Origin of the sequence: Streptomyces sp. NWU339 (assembly GCF_003143855.1) — a bacterium.
GTDB lineage: Bacteria > Actinomycetota > Actinomycetes > Streptomycetales > Streptomycetaceae > Streptomyces.
This window is the reverse complement of the sequence record NZ_QFRK01000026.1, coordinates 69039-86040: the sequence shown is the minus strand read 5'-3', so window position 1 is coordinate 86040 and position 17002 is coordinate 69039. Positions and strand designations below refer to the sequence as shown.

Genomic DNA, 17002 nt, shown 5'->3' with positions numbered 1-17002 from the left:
CTGTCGGAACGAGAATCGGAGTTGACGATGGCGATCATCGAGCTTGACCAGGTCGGTGTCCGGTACGGCGGTGTACAGGCGCTCACGGACGTCTCCTTCACGGTCGAGGAGGGCAGCATCACCGGCCTGATCGGCCCGAACGGAGCCGGCAAGACGACACTGATCGACACACTCACGGGCATGACCTCGTACACCGGCTCGATCAGGTACGAGGGTGAGGCCATCGACAGGTGGGCGGCGCACAAGCGCAGCCGGCACGGCTTGGTCCGCAGCTTCCAGTCGGTGGAGCTCTTCCACGACCTCACCGTCCGCGAGAACATGCAGGTCTACGCCGACCGGCATGGGATCCGCAACCGGATCCGGAACTTCCGCAAGGGCGCGGGGACGGACGAGTCGATCGAGGAGGCACTCGATCTGTTCGGCGTGGGCTGGACCGTCGATCGCTTTCCCGGCGACCTGCCGCACGGAATCCAGCGCGTGGTCTCGATCGCCCGCGCGCTGGTCTCCCGGCCGAAGGTGCTGCTGCTCGACGAGCCCGCCGCCGGCCTCGAGGCCGGTGAGACGCGTGAGTTGGCGGAGCACCTCCGGGCCGCCGTCGAGAAACTGGGCGTCACCGTGTTCCTGATCGACCACGACATGGACCTCGTCCTCGGGCACTGCGAAACGGTCCATGTCATCAACTTCGGCCGCTGGATCGCGTCCGGCACCCCCCAGATGATTCGGGAGGATCCGGCCGTTCTGCAGGCTTACCTGGGCGCGCCGGCGACTGTTCCGGCGGGCAGCGAGGAGGGTGCACGATGACCGGAAAGAGCCTGACCGTGAGCGGACTCAGCGCTGGGTACGGCGGTGTTCCGGTCGTGCACGGCGTCGACCTCTCCGTCGCCCCCGGCGAAGTCGTGGCGCTGGTCGGTCCCAACGGCGGCGGCAAGTCGACGATCATGCTGACCTGCTCCGGACTGGTGAAGCCCCTCGGCGGGCAGATCCGGCTGGGCGACGAGGTCCTCAACGGGAAGTCGCCGAACGAACTCGTGGGCAAGGGCGTCGTGCAGGTGCCCGAGGACCGGTCGCTGTTCTACAGCCTCACCGTCGAGGAGAACCTCCGTGTGGCGTCGTCGGCACCTCCTCGGGTCGACGCCTACGACCTGTTCCCCGAGCTGAAACGTTTGCGCAGGCGTCGCAGCGCGCTGCTCTCCGGCGGAGAGCAGCAGATGCTGGTGATGGCCCGGGCGCTCTACTGCAATCCCTCGATCCTGCTGGTGGACGAGATGTCACTGGGGCTGGCGCCGCTGATCGTCGAGCGGTTGTTCGACGCCCTGCGGTCGCTGTCAGCCGAGTTCGGCATCGGTGTGCTGGTGGTCGAGCAGCACGTCCACCTGGCGTTGAAGCACGTGGAACGCGGCTACGTCATGTCCGGCGGCCGGATCACGGCTGAGGGCGGTGCCGCGGACCTCGAGCGTCGCTGGCCGGAGATCGAGGCGTCCTACCTGGGCGTCAGTGCCTGAGAGAGGAGCCGACATGACGGCGGCGGACACGACGAGTGTCACAGAGGAAGTACTGGCGTTCGAGGACCGGCGATGGCAGGCGCTGATCGCGCAGGACATCGGCACGCTTCGATCGCTCTTCGACGAGGAACTGTCGTACACCCACTCCAACGGGCTGGTCGACACGGCGGCGTCGTACCTCGGATCGCTGGAGGCTGGCACGGTCCGCTACGTCGCCGTGGACCGCAGCGACACCCGGGTCACGGTCTACGGGCCGACCTCCATCGTGACCGGCGAGGCGAGGATCTCCGCCGAGCTCAACGGCGACGTGATCGAGATCCGTTCGAGGTACTCGGCGGTCTGGACGACGGCGAACGGCACCTGGCGATTCATCTGCTGGCACGCGTCGCCGGTGCTCGCCTCGTAAGAAGAAAGGGACGGAAAGTGACCACCACCCCGTATTCCGGCGAGGTCGAGTTCGGCAGCGCCAGGATCTCCGCAGAGGCACACCGGCTCATCTCCGCGGGAACCGTGCCTCATCTCATCGGGGGGCGCGAGGTGCTCTCCGAGTCCGGGGCGACGCGTGACATCGTCAACCCGTCGACGGGGAGCGTGCTGGGACACGTGGCCGCGGGCGGTGCGGCCGAGCTGGATCGCGCGGTCCTCGCCGCACGCGAAGCCTTCGACGACGGCCGGTGGCGCAACCTCGTCCCGCGCGAGCGGGAGCGTCGGCTCGTGCGGCTGGCCGAGCTCATCGAGCAGAACGCGAGCGTCATCGGAGACCTCGACACGCTGGACGCGGGCATTCTCCGGCGCTACGCGGACTACATCGCGACCTACTCGGCGAACGCGCTGCGCTACTTCGCCGGTTGGCCGACCAAGATGGCGGGCTCGCTTCCGCCGGTCGGTCCGGACTACGTCGTCCAGGAGCGGATCGAGCCGGTCGGCGTCATGGGCGTCATCAAGCCGTGGAACGGGCCGGCCGCCGTCTTCGCGCAGTGCGCCCCCGCGCTGGCGGCGGGTAACTCCGTGGTGCTCAAGCCGGCCGAGCACACGCCGCTCAGCGCTGCGTATCTCGGGACGCTCGCGCTCGAGGCGGGCATCCCCGACGGGGTCTTCAACATCGTGCACGGCGATGCGGCCGTCGGCCGCGCGATGGTCGAGCACCCGGGCGTGAACCGGATCTCGTTCACGGGATCGGTCGGGACCGGACGGGCGATCGCCGCGAGTGCGGCGCACACCTTCAAGAAGGTCAACCTCGAACTGGGCGGCAAGAGTCCCGTCCTGGTGTTCGCTGACGCCGAGCTCGCCACCGCGGCGCAGATGGCGACGCACTCGGTGTGGAACAACTCGGGACAGGTCTGCACGGCCGGAACCCGCACCTTCGTGCAACGGTCGATCTACGAGGAGTTCCTCGACGAGGCCGTCCGCTACTCGAGCGACAAGAAGGTGGGCAACGCCTTCGATCCGCAGACCGATCTGGGGCCGCTGATCACGCCCGAGCAGCAGGCCAAGGTACAGCGCTACATCCAGGTCGGACAGGAGGAGGGTGCCAGCCTGAGGTACCTCGGCGCGGTCGGCTCCGCGACCGGAGGCAACTACGTGCCTCCGGTGATCTTCGCGGACGTCCGCAACGACATGACGATCGCCCGCGAGGAGATCTTCGGGCCGGTGATGTCGGTGATCCCCTTCGAGGACGAGGCCGAGGCCTACCGGCTGGCCAACGACAGTCAGTTCGGTCTCGCCGCCGGTGTCTTCACCCGGGACATCGCCAGGGCACACCGAGCAGCCGATGCCCTCGACGTCGGCACCGTGTGGATCAACTGCTACCAGGTCACGGACGCCGCCGTGTCGTACGGCGGCGCCAAGAGCTCCGGCTACGGGCGGAGTCTGGGCCGGCCGGCGCTCGACGAGTACACGCGGTGCAAGAGCGTCTGGTCGCGGAACTACTGAGCCCGACTCCTTGCGTGAGGAGTGGCGGAATGGAGAGCAGGTCATTGGAACGCTTTGCGGACCGTGTGGTCCTGGTCATTGGTGCAGGGTCGGGCATGGGGCGCTCGGCCGCTCTTCGGATCGCCTCCGAAGGCGGCCATGTGTGGGTCGCGGATATCGACGAGGACAGCGCGAAGAAGGTGGCAGCAGAGATCGATGAGGCGGGCGGCCGTGCGGTGGGCGTCCGGCTCGACGCGGCAGACGTCCAAGCGCTCACCGACCTCTACGCCAGGATCGACAGGGAGCACGGAGTCCTCCATGCCGTGCACTACCAGGTGGGCATCCCCGGTCCGGCCGGCCTCGCGGTGTCCGAGGACGAGTGGCAGCGGACCATGGACGTCAACATGAAGTCGGCGTACTACGCGACCACCCTCTGCTTCGACCTGCTCGAGAGGGCGGGAGGCAAGGGCAGCATCACGATGACCAGCACCGCTGCCGCGATCATCGGCTCACCGCGCAGCCCCATCTACTCCATGACCAAGGGGGCGATCCTGCCGTTCGCCCGTTCCTTGGCCCTGATCGGAGCCAAGCGCGGGATCCGCGTCAACGTCGTCGCGCCGGGAATGGTCGAAACGCCCATGCTGTCCTCGTTCTTCCCGGGTGCGCGGGACAAGGACCCCGCCGAGCTGATGGCATCGTTCCGGTCCTCGGTGCCGCTCGGTCGCGGGGCGCAGCCGGAGGAGATCGGCAACGTCATCGCGTTCCTCAACAGCGACGACGCCAGCTACCTGACCGGCGTGACGATCCCGGTCGATGGTGGCGCAACCATCGCCTGAGCCGCGTCGAACCGAACTAGAGAAGGATCCCAGTCGCAATGCTCTTCCACGAAGCAATCGCCCGGTCGCTCGCCGACCAGGGTGTCACCGAGATCTTCGGTCTGCTCGGTGACGCGAACCTGTACATGATGGACAGTTTCGTCAAGGTGACCGGTGGCACGTTCTACTCGGTCTCGAACGAGGCCGGCGGCGTTCTCGCGGCCAACGGCTACGCCCGCGCCACAGGCGGACTCGGCGTCGCCACGGTCACGCACGGGCCCGCGCTGACCAACACCGTGACGGCACTGGTCGAGTCCGTGCGCGAGCGGACGCCGCTCCTGCTGGTGGCGGGCGACACGGCAGTCGTGGACAACGAGAACTTCCAGAACATCTCCCAACGCGACGTCGTCCTCCCGACGGGCGCCGGATTCGAGCAGGTCCGTTCGGTCGACACGGCGTGCGAGGACGTCGCCGTCGCGGTGCGTCGTGCGTTCACCGAGCAACGGCCCATCGTTCTCAACGTCCCGGTGGAATTCCAGTGGCAGGAGACGACGTACACCCCGGCGTCCGGCCGGCGTTGGCACGCACCGCAGCCGTTCGTGCCTTCTCTGGGGTCGCTCGACGCGGCCCTCGGGATCGTGGCTTCGGCGAAGCGGCCGGTGGTGCTGGCCGGTCGCGGTGTCTGGGACGAGGAGGCCCGCGCCGCAGTGCTGCGCTTCGCGCGTCGCATCGGCGCCCCGGTGGCGACGACGCTTCGCGCTCGTGACCTCTTCCGCGGCGACCCCCACAACCTCGGCGTGCACGGAACCCTGTCCCACCAGATCGCTCTCGACACGATCGACAAGGCCGACTGTCTGGTCGCCTTCGGCGCGTCGTTGAACAAGTGGACGACGGCCGAGGGTGCGCTGCTCGACGGCAAGGCGGTCGTGCAGGTCGACTCCGACCCGGCGGCCCTCGGGCGCCACCAGACGGTCGATGCGGTCGTCCACGGAGACAGCGGGGCCGTCGCCGACCTCCTGATCGAGCAACTGGACGAAGCGGAGATCAAGCCGACGGGCTTCGCCACTCCTGAGCTCGCCCAGCGGCTCAGTGAGCGGAGCGATGCGGATTTCAAGGACCTCGGCACCGACACCACGGTCGACATCCGGTCCGCGATCCTCCGGATCGATGCGGCCTTCCCCCAGGACCGTTCGCTCGTGTTCGACGCGGGCCGCTTCATCTTCAACTGCTTCACGATGTTCCACGTGGAGCATCCGCGCGACTACCACCACACCATCAACTTCGGTTCGATCGGCCTCGGCATGGGCAACGCGATCGGAGCCGCGGCCGGAGGCGGCAAGCCGACGCTGCTGGTCACCGGCGACGGCGGATTCATGCTGGGCGGCCTCGCGGAGTTCAACACCGCTGTGCGCCACGGCCTGGACCTCGTCGTGGTGATGTTCAACGACAGTGCCTACGGCGCCGAGCACATCCAGTTCCGCAACAAGGAGATGGACCCCACCCCGTCGATGTTCGACTGGCCGGAGTTCGCCCCGGTGGCCGACGCGCTCGGCGGCAAGGGCTACACCGTCCGCAACCTGGCGGAGCTCGACGCAGTCCTGGCGGAGCTCCCCCACCGTGACCGGCCGGTGCTGATCGACATCAAGGTCGACCCCGACCGGGTCGCCTGAGGCGTAGCCGGCAGGCCCGGGAAACATCCCGGGCCTGCCGGCTGCCGTGGGCGGTCACCCGCGGCCGCCGCAGCACGGTGGTGCTGATCAGGCTGCGAGCAGTGTGTGCAGGCGCTCGGCCGGGTTTTCCCGGCCGAGCGTTCTGCGTGGGCGGTCGTTGAGTCCGGTGGCGGAGGCTGGATGCCCGGGGCTGTGGACGGACGGGTCGGTTCCCTGGGGGAAGCAACGCCGCAGCAGGCTGCTGGAGCATGACGTGGCGAGTGGCGCGCTCGACCGGTGTGCCGATGGCCGGCTTCCCGTCCTCGCCGATGACGAGGTCGTCCTGCCGGTGGCCGGGAAGGCACGGTCCGGAGGCTGCCGCGGTCGTTCACTGATCACGATCACGGGCGTCTGGTGAACCGTGGCCGGCGGGAGGCGGCCTGACAGTGGGGTGTGCGGTGTGCGCGGCCTGAGCGCAGAGCCCGGGCGTGCCGGTCGGCGAGGTGGACACGGTCCGCCTCGCACGGATACCGGGACGGCACAGAAGGCGCCGCCACCGCGTCGAGCGGTGCCGGCGCCTTCCTCTGTGTGCCAGTGGGCTGACGTCCGTGGAGCCACTTCCCGCCCGTGCGGGGGTCGATGCCGAAGGTGCGGCTCTCTTCCCGAGAGCCGTGGCCCTGCCGCATGGGCCGGGAGTGTGCCTCCCGCTCTTCGGCCCGACTTTCCGGGCCCTTGAGGGGCCCGGTCCCGCCGGATCCCGAAGTCCGTCGCCACCCCTGAACCGCGGGGTGTTGCGCCGACCACCGGAACCCGGGCGGGCCGGGCGGCGGCCCCTCGGAGCGGGGCAAAGAGCTGCGTCACCGCAGGGACGCGTCCGGCCTCGGCCTTGGTGCCGGGTGGTTCGCATCCGGCTGTCCCCGGTGGGAGACAGCGCGCCGGCCGTCAGTTGAGGCGCTGAACGATCATCGCCATGCCCTGCCCGCCTCCGACGCACATGCTGATCATCCCGATCTCGCGGTCCTCCCACCGCAGCGCGTTGAGCAGCGTCGTGGTGAGTCGCGCTCCGGTCATGCCGAACGGATGCCCGACGGCGATCGCCCCGCCGTGCACGTTGACCCGTTCCTCGTCGAGGCCGAGCTCCCGGACCGAGGGCACGACCTGGGCCGCGAAAGCCTCGTTGAGCTCGACCAGGTCGACGTCGGAGACCTTCATGCCGGCCCGTCCCAGGGCCTGGTGGCACGACTCCACGGGGCCGAGCCCCATGATCTCGGGCGACAGGGCGCTCAGCCCCGTGCTGACGATCCTGGCCAGCGGGGTGATGCCCAGGTCGCGCGCTCGCTGCGCGGACATGAGCACGAGCGCGGCGGCGCCGTCGTTGAGGGCACAGCAGTTGCCGGCCGTCACGGTGCCGTCCGGACGGAATACCGGCTCCAGTGCGGCCAGGGACTCGGTGGTGACGCCGGACCGGGGTCCGTCGTCGGCCGACACCACCACGCCGTCGGGGCGAGTGACGGGGGTGATGTCATCGGCCCAGAACCCGCTCGCGATCGAGGCCTGCGCGCGTTGCTGACTGCGGGCGGCGAAGGCGTCCTGGTCCGCGCGTGAGACCCCCATGAACCGGGCCACGTTCTCCGCGGTGTGGCCCATCGCGAGATAGAGGTCCGGGAGGTCGCCGGCTTCGCGAGGATCGGTCCAGGTGCCGCCGTTCCCGGCCAGCCGCTCGGACCTGGCGGCCGCTTCGGCGAACCGCGGGTTGCGGGTCTGCGGCAGCCCGTCGGCCTTCCCGTACTGGTAGCGACTGACCATCTCGACACCGGCGGAGACGAAGACGTCACCTTCGCCGCCCCGGATAGCGTGGAGTGCCATCCGGGTGGTCTGCACGCTGGAGGAGCAGTAGCGGTTGACGGTGGTGCCGGGGACGCCGTCGAGGCCTGCCAGCACGGCGACCGCGCGGCCCATGTTGTAGCCGTGCTCACCGGCCGGCTGCGCGCAGCCGAGCATGAGATCGTCCACCTCGGCCGGGTCGAGGGCCGGCACCTGCGCGAGCGCGGCCGTCACCATCTCGGCGGCGAGGTCGTCGGGGCGGAGGTCGCGTAGGGACCCCTTGTTGGCCCGCCCGATGGGCGAGCGGGCGGCCGCGACGATGACAGCGTCCTGCATGATGCTCCTTCTTCGGTTGGGCGGCCGACGGCTCAGGGGACGAGCACACGCACCGTCTCGGCGACGCAGGCCGGCTTGTCGGCGCCCTCGATCTCGATCGTGTAGCGGACGACCGCCTGCACGCCGGCAGGCACATCGGTGACCTCGACGAGTGTGGCGACCGCGCGAACCCGGGAGCCGGCGGTCACCGGGTGGGGGAAACGCACCTTGTTGAGGCCGTAGTTGATCGCCATCCTCGGCCCGTCGACGCGGAAGATGTCGCCGCCGAGGCGGGGGATCAGCGAGAGTGTGAGGAAGCCGTGCGCGATCGGTGCGCCGTAGGGGCCCGCCTTGCTCCGCTCGACGTCGACGTGGATCCATTGCCAGTCCTCGGTCGCATCGGCGAAGTCGTCGATCCTCTGCTGGCTGACCTCGAACCAGTCGCCCACGCCGAGGAGTTCGCCCTCGACGGCCCGGAACGCCGCGATGTCCTCGAAGACCCTGGTTGCGGGAGCGATGTCGTTCCTCACGGTCGCGGACTCCCGTCGATCCGGCTGTTCGGCCGTGCCTGGGCGACCAGTTGGTGGAGCATGCCGCCGATCTCGGCGACCTCCCAGCGCTCTTCCTTTTCGGCGCGCGGACCCTTGACCCAGGTCTCCGCCACAGCGATCTCGCCGCCCTTGACCGTGAAGACCCGGCCCGTGATGCCCTCTGATGCGGGGCTGCCCAGGTAGACGACCAACGGTGCGATGTTCGCCGGCGAGCCGGAGTCGAAGCCGGTGCGCTCGAAGGTCTCGCGCACCTGCGCGACGTACGCGTCGAGCCCCGCCGTCATGTCGGTCAACGCGGTCGGGGCGATCGCGTTGACGCCCACGGAAAGCCGGGCGAGCTCGTCGGCGGCGATCAGGGTGAAGGAGGCGACCGCTGCCTTGGCGGCGCCGTAGTTCGCCTGCCCGATGTTGCCGAACAGCCCCGAGGGGGAGGAGGTGTTCACGATGCGCGGCGCGGGGACGGGGTCTCCCGCCTTGTACCGCTGACGCCAGTGGTCGATTGCGTGCCTGGTGACGCAGAAGGTGCCCCGCAGGTGCACCTTGACGACCGCGTCCCACTGGGCGACGTCCATGTTGACCAGCATCTTGTCGCGCAGGATGCCGGCGTTGTTCACCACGGTGTGCACCGTGCCGAAGGCGTCGAGGGCCGTCCTGATCAGGCGCCCCGCGTCGTCCCAGTCGGAGACGTCGTGGGTGCTCGGTACCGCCTGACCCCCCATGTCGAGGATCTCCCGCACGACGGGCTCGGGGTCGGCCACGTCGTTGACCACCACCCGGGCTCCCTGCCGCGCGAACTCGAGTGCGTGCTCGCGGCCGAGGCCGGCGCCCGCGCCGGTCACCACGGCGACGCGGCCCTCACAGATTCCCATCAGCTCACCTTCTCCTTCACCTGCGCTACGGCTGGCGACGAAACTAATTTCTCATGATGAATTAGTCAAGGGTTCTCGGAGCCCGGCGACCGGGGGCCGGCGAGGGCGCGGGAACGCCCGGCCCGGCGGTGGGAGTGAGCGGTGGCGTGCACCGGAGTCGGAGGCGGAACCCGGCGATGGCGAGGCCGGTGACCGTGACGACGCCGTGCGCGCCCAGCCCCCGCCACAACCGCCGGGCAACGGACCGCCTGTGGGGATGAGCCCGTCGTGACACACCTGGTGAAGGCTCATCACGCGCTCATCACGCGCCCGCGAGGGCTCCCCTCGTTCTCCTCTCGGCCCGGCGAGATGCGGGAAGGGCGCTTCCAGGGCAGGGCCATGACGCCCCGTGCGCGTCGGTGGACGGCCGGCCGAAGGTCTGCTCGAGTCGTCCGGCCCGTGCACGGGGCGCTGAACGACCCGTCACTGCGCCAGGTGCCCGCCGTCGACCGCGAGGCAGTGTCCGGTGACGTAGGACGACCTCCCGGAGCTCAGCCACAGGTTGGCCTGTGCGACCTCCTCCGGCGTGCCGAGCCGGCCGAACACGCTGAGCGAGAACTCGTCCACGGGCGTGCGACCCGCCCGTGAGGCGCGGATCATCGGGGTGTCGACGCCGCCGGGCAGGACGGCGTTCACCCGGATCCCCTCCGCGCCGTGCTCCAGCGCGGCGACCTTGGTCAGGCCGACGACGGCGTGCTTCGCGGCGACGTACGCCGCGTTGCCGACGCGTGCGCGCACCGAGCTCACCGATCCGATGTTGACGATCGTCCGCGGCCCCTCGCCCTGTCGGACGAACTGGCGCAGCTCGTGCTTCAGGCAGAGCGCGACAGCCCGGAGGTTCACCGAGACGATGCGGTCGAAGGCCGACAGGTCGAGGTCCACGAGGCGGGCCGCGTCGGGGGCGACCGCCGCGTTGTTCACGGCGCAGTCGAGCCGGCCCCAGCGTTCCACCGCGGTGGCCACCGCACGTTCGACGTCTTCCTCGACCGAGACGTCCGTGCGCAGGAAGACGGCGTCGCCGCCTCGGTCGCGGACGGCCCGCGCGGTCGCCTCCCCGAGTTCCCGGTCGATGTCGGCGACGAGAACGCGTGCGCCCTGCTCGGCGAACAGCAGGGCCGTGGCCGCGCCCATGCCCGACCCGGCCCCCGTCACCAGGGCGCAGCGGTCTTCGAGTTCGCGATGCATGTCCACCTCTCATCGGTGGTGCGGACGGCCTGGCGCCGTTCGGGCCCGGCCGCGATCACCGGGGTACGGATCCGCGGGCGGGCGCGTGGCCGCCCGCCTCCGGCGAGGCGGGCGGCCACGGCCCGTGCCGTGAGTGACTGAGGGCCCGCCTCAGCGCGCGGCGGCGTCCTCTCCCGCGAGGTATCCGAAGGCGACGCCGAGGACGATCGTGCCGCCGGCCCCGCCGTAGAAGCCTTGCGTCGTCGCACCTCCGACATTGCCCGCCGCGTACAGCCCGGGGATGGTCGTCCCCTCGGTGTCGACGACACGGCCCTTGGCGTCCGTGCGCGGCCCGCCGATGGTGCCGATGGCGCTGGCCTCGACCTTCACCGCGTAGTACGGCGCGGTGTCGACGGGCCCGATGGCGCCCGTGGCGGGGTTCTTCAACGCGGGACGCATGACCATGGCCAGGGGACCGACCAGCTGCCTGCGCATCCGCTCCGGATTCCGGGCCTTCGCGATGTTGCCCATGATCCGGCCGGCGACCGGCCCGATCAGCTTCGCGATCAGGGCACGTCCGCGCTCGGCCGCAGCGGGAGCCCAGGCGTTGATGGAGAAGCGTCCCAGGAAGGGGTTGTGGTCGCCGAAGAAGCGCTCGAACGTGGTGGTGCCGCGTCCGAACCGGGGGTCGCGGCCCTTGGCGGCCTCAGGGTTGAACTCCCGGACCGTCCGGGTGAGACCGTCGGGGTCGATCCCGCACTTGTGGGCGAGCTCCTCCAAGGTGGCGGCCTTCTGGACAACGGCCGGGTAGTCGCCGCCGGGTGGGGTGCTCAGGAAGCCGTAGCGCCGGTGGTAGTACTCGTCGAAGATCATCCAGGCGGTGGCGTTCGGCATCTCGCCGCTTGCAGGATCCACCTCGCGCATCACGGCACCGAGGTCGTTGTACGACGCCGCCTCGTTGCCGAAGCGCTTGCCCTCGGCGTTCACCATGATCGTGTGGGGCAGCGCCCGTTCGCCCTGGACGAGGCGGCTGATCGGCGCACCGTCGAGCTCCTCTCCCGGGATGCTGATCCCGGGCATCCACCACGCCTGGTCGGTGCCGACCATGTCGGCCCCGACCTCCTCCACCATGCGCATGGCGTCGCCGACGTGACCGCGGGCGCTGGTCTGGATCGGGAAGGGCGCACCGAGGTGCTTCGCGGTGAGATCGTCGTCGCCCTCGAAGCCGCCGCTGGCGAGGATGACGCCCTTCGAGGCCCGGACCGTCTCCCGGCCCGCGCCGGTGTCGACGACCACGCCGGTGACGCCGGTGGAGTCCTTCAGGAGCTGCGTCGCGCGAGCCCCGGTGCGGACCGCGACCCCGTGGTGCAGGCAGCCTTCGAGGAGTGCGCCGATCATCGCGTACCCGGCCATCCACACGCCCTGGATCCCGTTGATGAGCCACAGGGGCAGGGGGTTGCGGGCCATGCCGGATTTCTTGGGCGGTCGCACGAGGCCGGCCGCATCACCCAGGACGGACGGGGAGAACGGGCCGGGGAAGAGCGAGCGGAAATTCGACGCGCCCGGGATGTCGGACGTGTAGTCGGGCCACGCCACGGGGATCCAGCTCAGATACGTCTGCTCCTCGATGAAGCGGGCGACCTTCGGCGCGGTCTCGATGAACGTGTCGACGGTGTCGTGGTCGAGGACCTGGTCGCGGCCCTGGCCCAGCAGGTAGGTCCGCGCCTGCTCCGGGGAGTCGTCCGCCTTGAGGGCGCCGTAGGAGAGGCGGTGGTGGGGAACCCATATCGCTCCGCCGGAGATCGCCGACGTCCCGCCGACCAGGTGCTCGGACTCCAGGACGAGCACGTCGGCGCCGTTCACCGCGGCGCTCAGGGCGGCTGTGAGTCCGGACGCGCCCGACCCGACGACGACGACGTCGACCTGCTCCGGCAGGCCGGACTCCGTCGCCTTGCCGACAACGCCTGTGAGTTTGCGCGCAGTTGATGCCATCGAGACCTCGCTTGACCTGCCGTCCGATTGTGTCCTGTGCCACACCCTAGCCTATTCATCATAAGGAATTAAGAGTCCGGCGACGGCTTCCCGAGTGGGCCGGGGCGGGGCACGCCGGGCGTCTCGCGAGTCGAGGGGTCTCGATCTTGCGGGCAATACATCATGAGGAATATGCTGCGCCGGTCGTCGCGCGGGGCGGCCGGTACCCCGGCGTGCCCGCGCTCGATGAGCGCGGGAGGCGGGGGCCGCCTGGCCGGAGGGTGACTCGCGCGGGCGACGTGCCGCAAGGGCCTCTCCTCCCCCTTGACCTAATTATCATGACGAATTAGCGTGCGCTGTGCCACACCGTGAGCCGAAAGGAGCCAGCGTGGACACCACCGAGCACCTCGTGGAGCGACTCGCGCGGGCCGTCGACGACCTCGAGATCCGTCGCGTCATCACTGACTACGCAGCCCTCGTGGACGCTCGCGAGTGGGAGGGACTCGCCGGGATCCTCGCGGACGAGGTCGTGGCCGACTACCACAACGGCCGGACGGTCGTGACGGGTGCGCGGGCGATGGTCGACTACATCCGCGACAACACGGCCCACCTGGCGTGGCAGCACCACATGGTCGCGCCGTACGGCGTCGACGTCGCCGGCGACCGGGCCACCGCCCAGGCGTACCTGGTGTCCCACCAGATGCTGAAGGACGACCCGTCACACGTCCTGATGATGGCGGCGACCTACGACCTGGAGTTCGACCGAGGGGAGCGCGGCTGGGTCCTGTCGCGCATGGTCCACACGATCAAGGTCGCCAACCACCTCCCGATCACCACAGCGCCGCCGAACGGCGCCGCAGTCCCCCCAGCCGTCAGTCACTGAGACCGTCCACCGAGCGAGGAGCGCCGATGCACACCACGACCAGCGGGCAGTACGACGAGGCCGCCGAAGCCGCCGAAGCCGCCGAGCGGCTCGAGCGAGCGAAGGCCGCGGGATGCCCGGTCGTCCACTTCGACTACACGAACCCGAAGCCGGCGCTGAGCTACTTCGAGGAGTTCGACAAGCTCCGCCACCAGGGTCCGACGGCCTACTCGACGTACGGCCCCGGCTTCTGGATGCTGCTGACCTCCGATCTCGTCGGCGAGGCGTACCAGACGCCGGAGATCTTCAGCAGCAGCGCCACCATCCCGACCGTCCCGCACCCGGACTGGACCTGGATCCCGACGATGATCGATCCGCCGCTGCACAGCGAGTACCGGCGCTTCGTCAGCATCGCCTTCTCCCCGCGTTTCGTGAAGGCCATCGAGGATTCCATCCGCCAGGACTGCATCGACACCATCGAGTCGTTCCTGGCCGACGGCCAGTGCGACTTCCTCGAGCAGTTCGCGAAGGTGTTCCCGACCAAGGTCTTCCTGCGCATCCTCGGGCTCCCGCTGGAGCACACCGACATGTTCATGGGGTGGGTCGAGACGATCTTCGAGGGCCTCGGTCACTTCGGCGAGGAGGCCGAGGACCAGCTGCAGGCGCAGCGGGACATCCACACCTACTTCGCGGGCGTCCTCAAGGACCGCCGGGAGAACCCGCCGGCGAACGCCGAGGACGACTTCTTCACGATCCTCGCGAACGCCCAGATCGAGGGTCGGCCGATCCGCGACGACGAGTTCCTGAACATGTCGGAGGTGATGCTCCTGGCCGGCCTCGACACGGTGAAGAGCCAGCTGAGCTACATCTTCTACTGGCTGGCCACACACGACTCGGATCGTGAGTGGATCACGCGTGAGCCGGAGATCATCCCGAACGCGGTCGAGGAGTTCCTGCGCGCGCACAACATCGTGATGACCGCCCGTCAGGTCGCCGAGGACGTCGACTTCCACGGCTGCCCGATGAAGAAGGGCGACATGGTGATGGTCGCCAACCCGTCGGCCTCGCGCGACGAGGCCGTGTACGACGACCCGACCGAGATCCGCCTCGACCGCCAGGTCAACCGCCACTTCTCGTTCGCGGGCGGCCCGCACCGCTGCGCCGGCGCACACCTCGCCCGGACCGAGCTCGCCATCACCCTCGAGGAGTGGCACAAGCGGATCCCGAACTACCGCGTCACGAACACCGAGGGCCTGGTCGAGAGCGGCCCGCAGGTCGGCATCGAGAAGCTGCAGCTTGCCTGGGAGGCCTGAGATGAAGCGCATCACCGTCGACACCTCGAAGTGCAGCGGCCACGGCCGTTGCTACACGCTCGCGTCGGCCTTCTTCGACTACGACGACGAGGGCTTCCCGGTCATCCTCGACGAGCGTGTTCCCGACGACCGGGACGGTGTCGCGGACCTGCTGTCGGCCGTCGACAACTGCCCCGAGCGCGCGATCTCGGTGAGTGACGGGGCGTGACGATGGCGATCGACATGACCGTCGGGACTCCGACGATCGAGGAGTTCCGCGAGCGGGCCCGGGCCTGGCTGAGGCAGAACGCTCCTGCCCGATCGGCCGTGCGGGACGAGCACGACGTCTCGGTCTTCCACAATCTCGACCACGACGCCGAACTCGAGGTCCTGCGCGAGCTGCGGGAGTGGCAGCGGCTCAAGTTCGACGCCGGCTACGCGGCACTCTCGTGGCCGACGGAGCTGCACGGTGCCGGCCTGCCCACGGAGTACGCCGACGCCTTCAAGGACGAGGAGACCGCCGCGGTCGCTCCGACCCGACACGAACTCTTCTCGGTGACCGTCAATCTGATCGCCCCCACCGTGCGGATCTACGGGTCGGACGAGCTCAGGTCCCTGCTGCTCCCGGGGCTGCTCGACGGCTCACTGCTCGCGTGCCAGCTGTTCTCGGAGCCGGGGGCCGGCTCGGACCTCGCGGACATCTCCACCCGGGCCGTGCGCGAAGGCGACGAGTGGGTCGTCAACGGGCAGAAGGTGTGGACGTCCGGTGCGCAGTTCGCCGACTGGGGCCAGGCGATCGTCCGGACCGAGGCCGGCTCGAGCCGCAACCGCGGTCTGACCACCCTCATGATCCCCATGGACGCGCCGGGTGTCGAGGTGCGCCAGATCCGGCAGATGTCGGGTGGGACGAGCTTCAACGAGGTGTTCCTGACCGACGTGCGCGTTCCGGACGCGTACCGGATGGGCGACGTCGGCGACGGGTGGGGCGTCACCCGGGCGACCTTGGGCTTCGAGCGCGCCAACGCCTCCAACAAGGCCGGCGTCGGCGGGTCGTTCGAGCAGTTGGTCGACCTCGCGCGACGAACCCGCTCCCTGTCCCACCGCGACGTCAGGCTCGCACTGGCCGATGTCCGGATGCGGGAGGTCGCCGCCGAGATCGCCCTCCGGCGCGACAAGCGCGCACGCGATGCCGGCGAGGCGCCCGGCGCCGCCGGCTCCATGCGCAAGCTGCAGTGGGTCGCGAAGCTCAACCGGGTCTCCGACCTGGCGCGCACCCTACTGGCCGACCGGGCGGTCGCCGACCTCGGCGAGCCGGGCACGTTCTCGTGGAACGCCCACGTCCTCGGTGCTCCCGGCTACCGCATCGCAGGCGGAACCGACCAGATCCAGCGGTCGATCGTCGCCGAGCGGCACCTGAACCTGCCACCCGAGCCCAAGGTGTCCAAGTCCCGGTCAGAGAAGGAGGGGCCATGAGCGTGTCGATCGACCTGACCGGCCGGGTCGTACTGGTGACCGGCGGCAGCCGTGGCCTCGGCCTGGAGATGTGCCAGGCGTTCGCCCGGGCAGGAGCCAATGTCGTGGTCGCGAGCCGCAAGGCCGACGCGTGCCGGGAGGTGGCGGAGAAGCTGACCCGCGACAGCGGTGTCCGCTCCGTCGGGGTCGGCGCCCACGTCGGCGACTGGTCCGGTGGCGAGGCGCTCGTCGACACCGTCTTCGAGGAGTTCGGTCGTCTCGACGTACTGGTGAACAACGCCGGCATCGCCCCGATGTACGAGAGCCTCGAGACCGCGACGGAGCAGCTGTTCGACAAGACCTTCGACGTCAACCTCAAGGGTCCGTTCCGGCTCAGCACCCTCGCGGCTCCACGGATGTCCGACGGCGGGTCGATCGTCAACGTGAGCTCGATCGCCTCGGTCCGCCCGAAGACCTCCGACCTCGTCTACGCCGCGGCGAAGGCGGGGTTGAACACCCTGACCAAGGGCCTGGCCCAGGCCTACGGCCCGCGGATCCGCTGCAACACGATCATGGCCGGGCCCTTCCTGACGGACCTGAGCGACGTCTGGTACACGGACGAGTGGCGCGAGCGCGCGAAGTCGTTCCCCCTCGGCCGTGCCGGGGAACCGCGCGAGATCGTCGGAGCCGCCCTCTACTACGCCTCCGACCTGTCCTCCTTCACCACCGGAACGGTGCTGCCGGTCGACGGTGGACGCACCGCGATGTCCTGAGCCACCCCGATCC

General features: G+C 69.7%; 16 protein-coding genes. 11 read left to right on the top strand and 5 right to left on the bottom strand.

Annotated elements, in window-relative coordinates; translation table 11 throughout:
* Positions 1-27 precede the first annotated feature (27 nt).
* The 6 genes from DIZ27_RS26900 to DIZ27_RS26875 are packed head-to-tail and all read left to right on the top strand — an operon-like array spanning position 28 to position 5898.
* A complete protein-coding gene (locus tag DIZ27_RS26900; RefSeq protein ID WP_109381095.1) occupies positions 28-801 on the top strand; it encodes an ABC transporter ATP-binding protein in 774 nt (257 codons plus the stop codon).
* Positions 798-1502: an ABC transporter ATP-binding protein gene (locus DIZ27_RS26895; RefSeq protein ID WP_109381038.1), complete on the top strand. Its 705-nt coding sequence runs from the start codon at positions 798-800 to the stop codon at positions 1500-1502. Before DIZ27_RS26900 ends, DIZ27_RS26895 begins: the two co-directional genes overlap by 4 nt.
* Positions 1503-1515: 13 nt before the next feature.
* A complete protein-coding gene (locus tag DIZ27_RS26890; protein ID WP_109381037.1) occupies positions 1516-1908 on the top strand; it encodes a nuclear transport factor 2 family protein in 393 nt (130 codons plus the stop codon).
* 17 nt (positions 1909-1925) lie between these two features.
* Positions 1926-3434 (top strand): aldehyde dehydrogenase, encoded by a 1509-nt coding sequence (locus DIZ27_RS26885; RefSeq protein ID WP_219933652.1) that lies wholly within the window; start codon positions 1926-1928, stop codon positions 3432-3434.
* Positions 3435-3463: 29 nt separating this feature from the next.
* Positions 3464-4249, top strand: coding sequence for an SDR family NAD(P)-dependent oxidoreductase (locus DIZ27_RS26880; RefSeq protein WP_258308554.1), 786 nt, complete (start codon positions 3464-3466; stop codon positions 4247-4249).
* Positions 4250-4287: 38 nt separating this feature from the next.
* On the top strand, positions 4288-5898 hold the full coding sequence (locus tag DIZ27_RS26875; RefSeq protein WP_109381035.1) for a thiamine pyrophosphate-binding protein: 1611 nt from the start codon (positions 4288-4290) through the stop codon (positions 5896-5898).
* A 921-nt stretch (positions 5899-6819) separates the two neighbouring features.
* Here DIZ27_RS26875 and DIZ27_RS26865 read toward each other — a convergent pair.
* The 5 genes from DIZ27_RS26865 to DIZ27_RS26845 all read right to left on the bottom strand — a co-directional run bounded on the left by DIZ27_RS26865 (position 6820) and on the right by DIZ27_RS26845 (position 12631).
* Entirely contained in the window at positions 6820-8037 is a 1218-nt protein-coding gene (locus DIZ27_RS26865; RefSeq protein ID WP_109381034.1) for an acetyl-CoA C-acetyltransferase, read from the bottom strand.
* A 32-nt stretch (positions 8038-8069) separates the two neighbouring features.
* Positions 8070-8546, bottom strand: coding sequence for a MaoC family dehydratase (locus DIZ27_RS26860; protein ID WP_375232007.1), 477 nt, complete (start codon positions 8544-8546; stop codon positions 8070-8072).
* Positions 8543-9436, bottom strand: coding sequence for an SDR family NAD(P)-dependent oxidoreductase (locus DIZ27_RS26855; RefSeq protein WP_109381033.1), 894 nt, complete (start codon positions 9434-9436; stop codon positions 8543-8545). Before DIZ27_RS26855 ends, DIZ27_RS26860 begins: the two co-directional genes overlap by 4 nt.
* Before the next feature lie 462 nt (positions 9437-9898).
* Positions 9899-10660: an SDR family NAD(P)-dependent oxidoreductase gene (locus tag DIZ27_RS26850; RefSeq protein ID WP_109381032.1), complete on the bottom strand. Its 762-nt coding sequence runs from the start codon at positions 10658-10660 to the stop codon at positions 9899-9901.
* A gap of 150 nt (positions 10661-10810) precedes the next feature.
* Positions 10811-12631, bottom strand: a complete 1821-nt coding sequence (locus tag DIZ27_RS26845) for an FAD-dependent oxidoreductase (RefSeq protein WP_109381031.1) — start codon at positions 12629-12631, stop codon at positions 10811-10813.
* A gap of 367 nt (positions 12632-12998) precedes the next feature.
* Here DIZ27_RS26845 and DIZ27_RS26840 point away from each other — a divergent pair, with 367 nt between their 5' ends.
* The 5 genes from DIZ27_RS26840 to DIZ27_RS26820 are packed head-to-tail and all read left to right on the top strand — an operon-like array spanning position 12999 to position 16989.
* On the top strand, positions 12999-13493 hold the full coding sequence (locus tag DIZ27_RS26840) for a nuclear transport factor 2 family protein (RefSeq protein ID WP_181383706.1): 495 nt from the start codon (positions 12999-13001) through the stop codon (positions 13491-13493).
* A 26-nt stretch (positions 13494-13519) separates the two neighbouring features.
* Positions 13520-14785, top strand: a complete 1266-nt coding sequence (locus tag DIZ27_RS26835) for a cytochrome P450 (RefSeq protein ID WP_109381029.1) — start codon at positions 13520-13522, stop codon at positions 14783-14785.
* A 1-nt stretch (position 14786) separates the two neighbouring features.
* A complete protein-coding gene (locus DIZ27_RS26830; RefSeq protein ID WP_109381028.1) occupies positions 14787-14993 on the top strand; it encodes a ferredoxin in 207 nt (68 codons plus the stop codon).
* Between the two features lie 14 nt (positions 14994-15007).
* Positions 15008-16237: an acyl-CoA dehydrogenase family protein gene (locus tag DIZ27_RS26825; protein ID WP_109381092.1), complete on the top strand. Its 1230-nt coding sequence runs from the start codon at positions 15008-15010 to the stop codon at positions 16235-16237.
* The gene (locus tag DIZ27_RS26820; protein WP_109381027.1) at positions 16234-16989 is read left to right on the top strand and encodes an SDR family NAD(P)-dependent oxidoreductase; all 756 of its coding nucleotides are present in this window, start codon (positions 16234-16236) and stop codon (positions 16987-16989) included. Before DIZ27_RS26825 ends, DIZ27_RS26820 begins: the two co-directional genes overlap by 4 nt.
* Positions 16990-17002 lie beyond the last annotated feature (13 nt).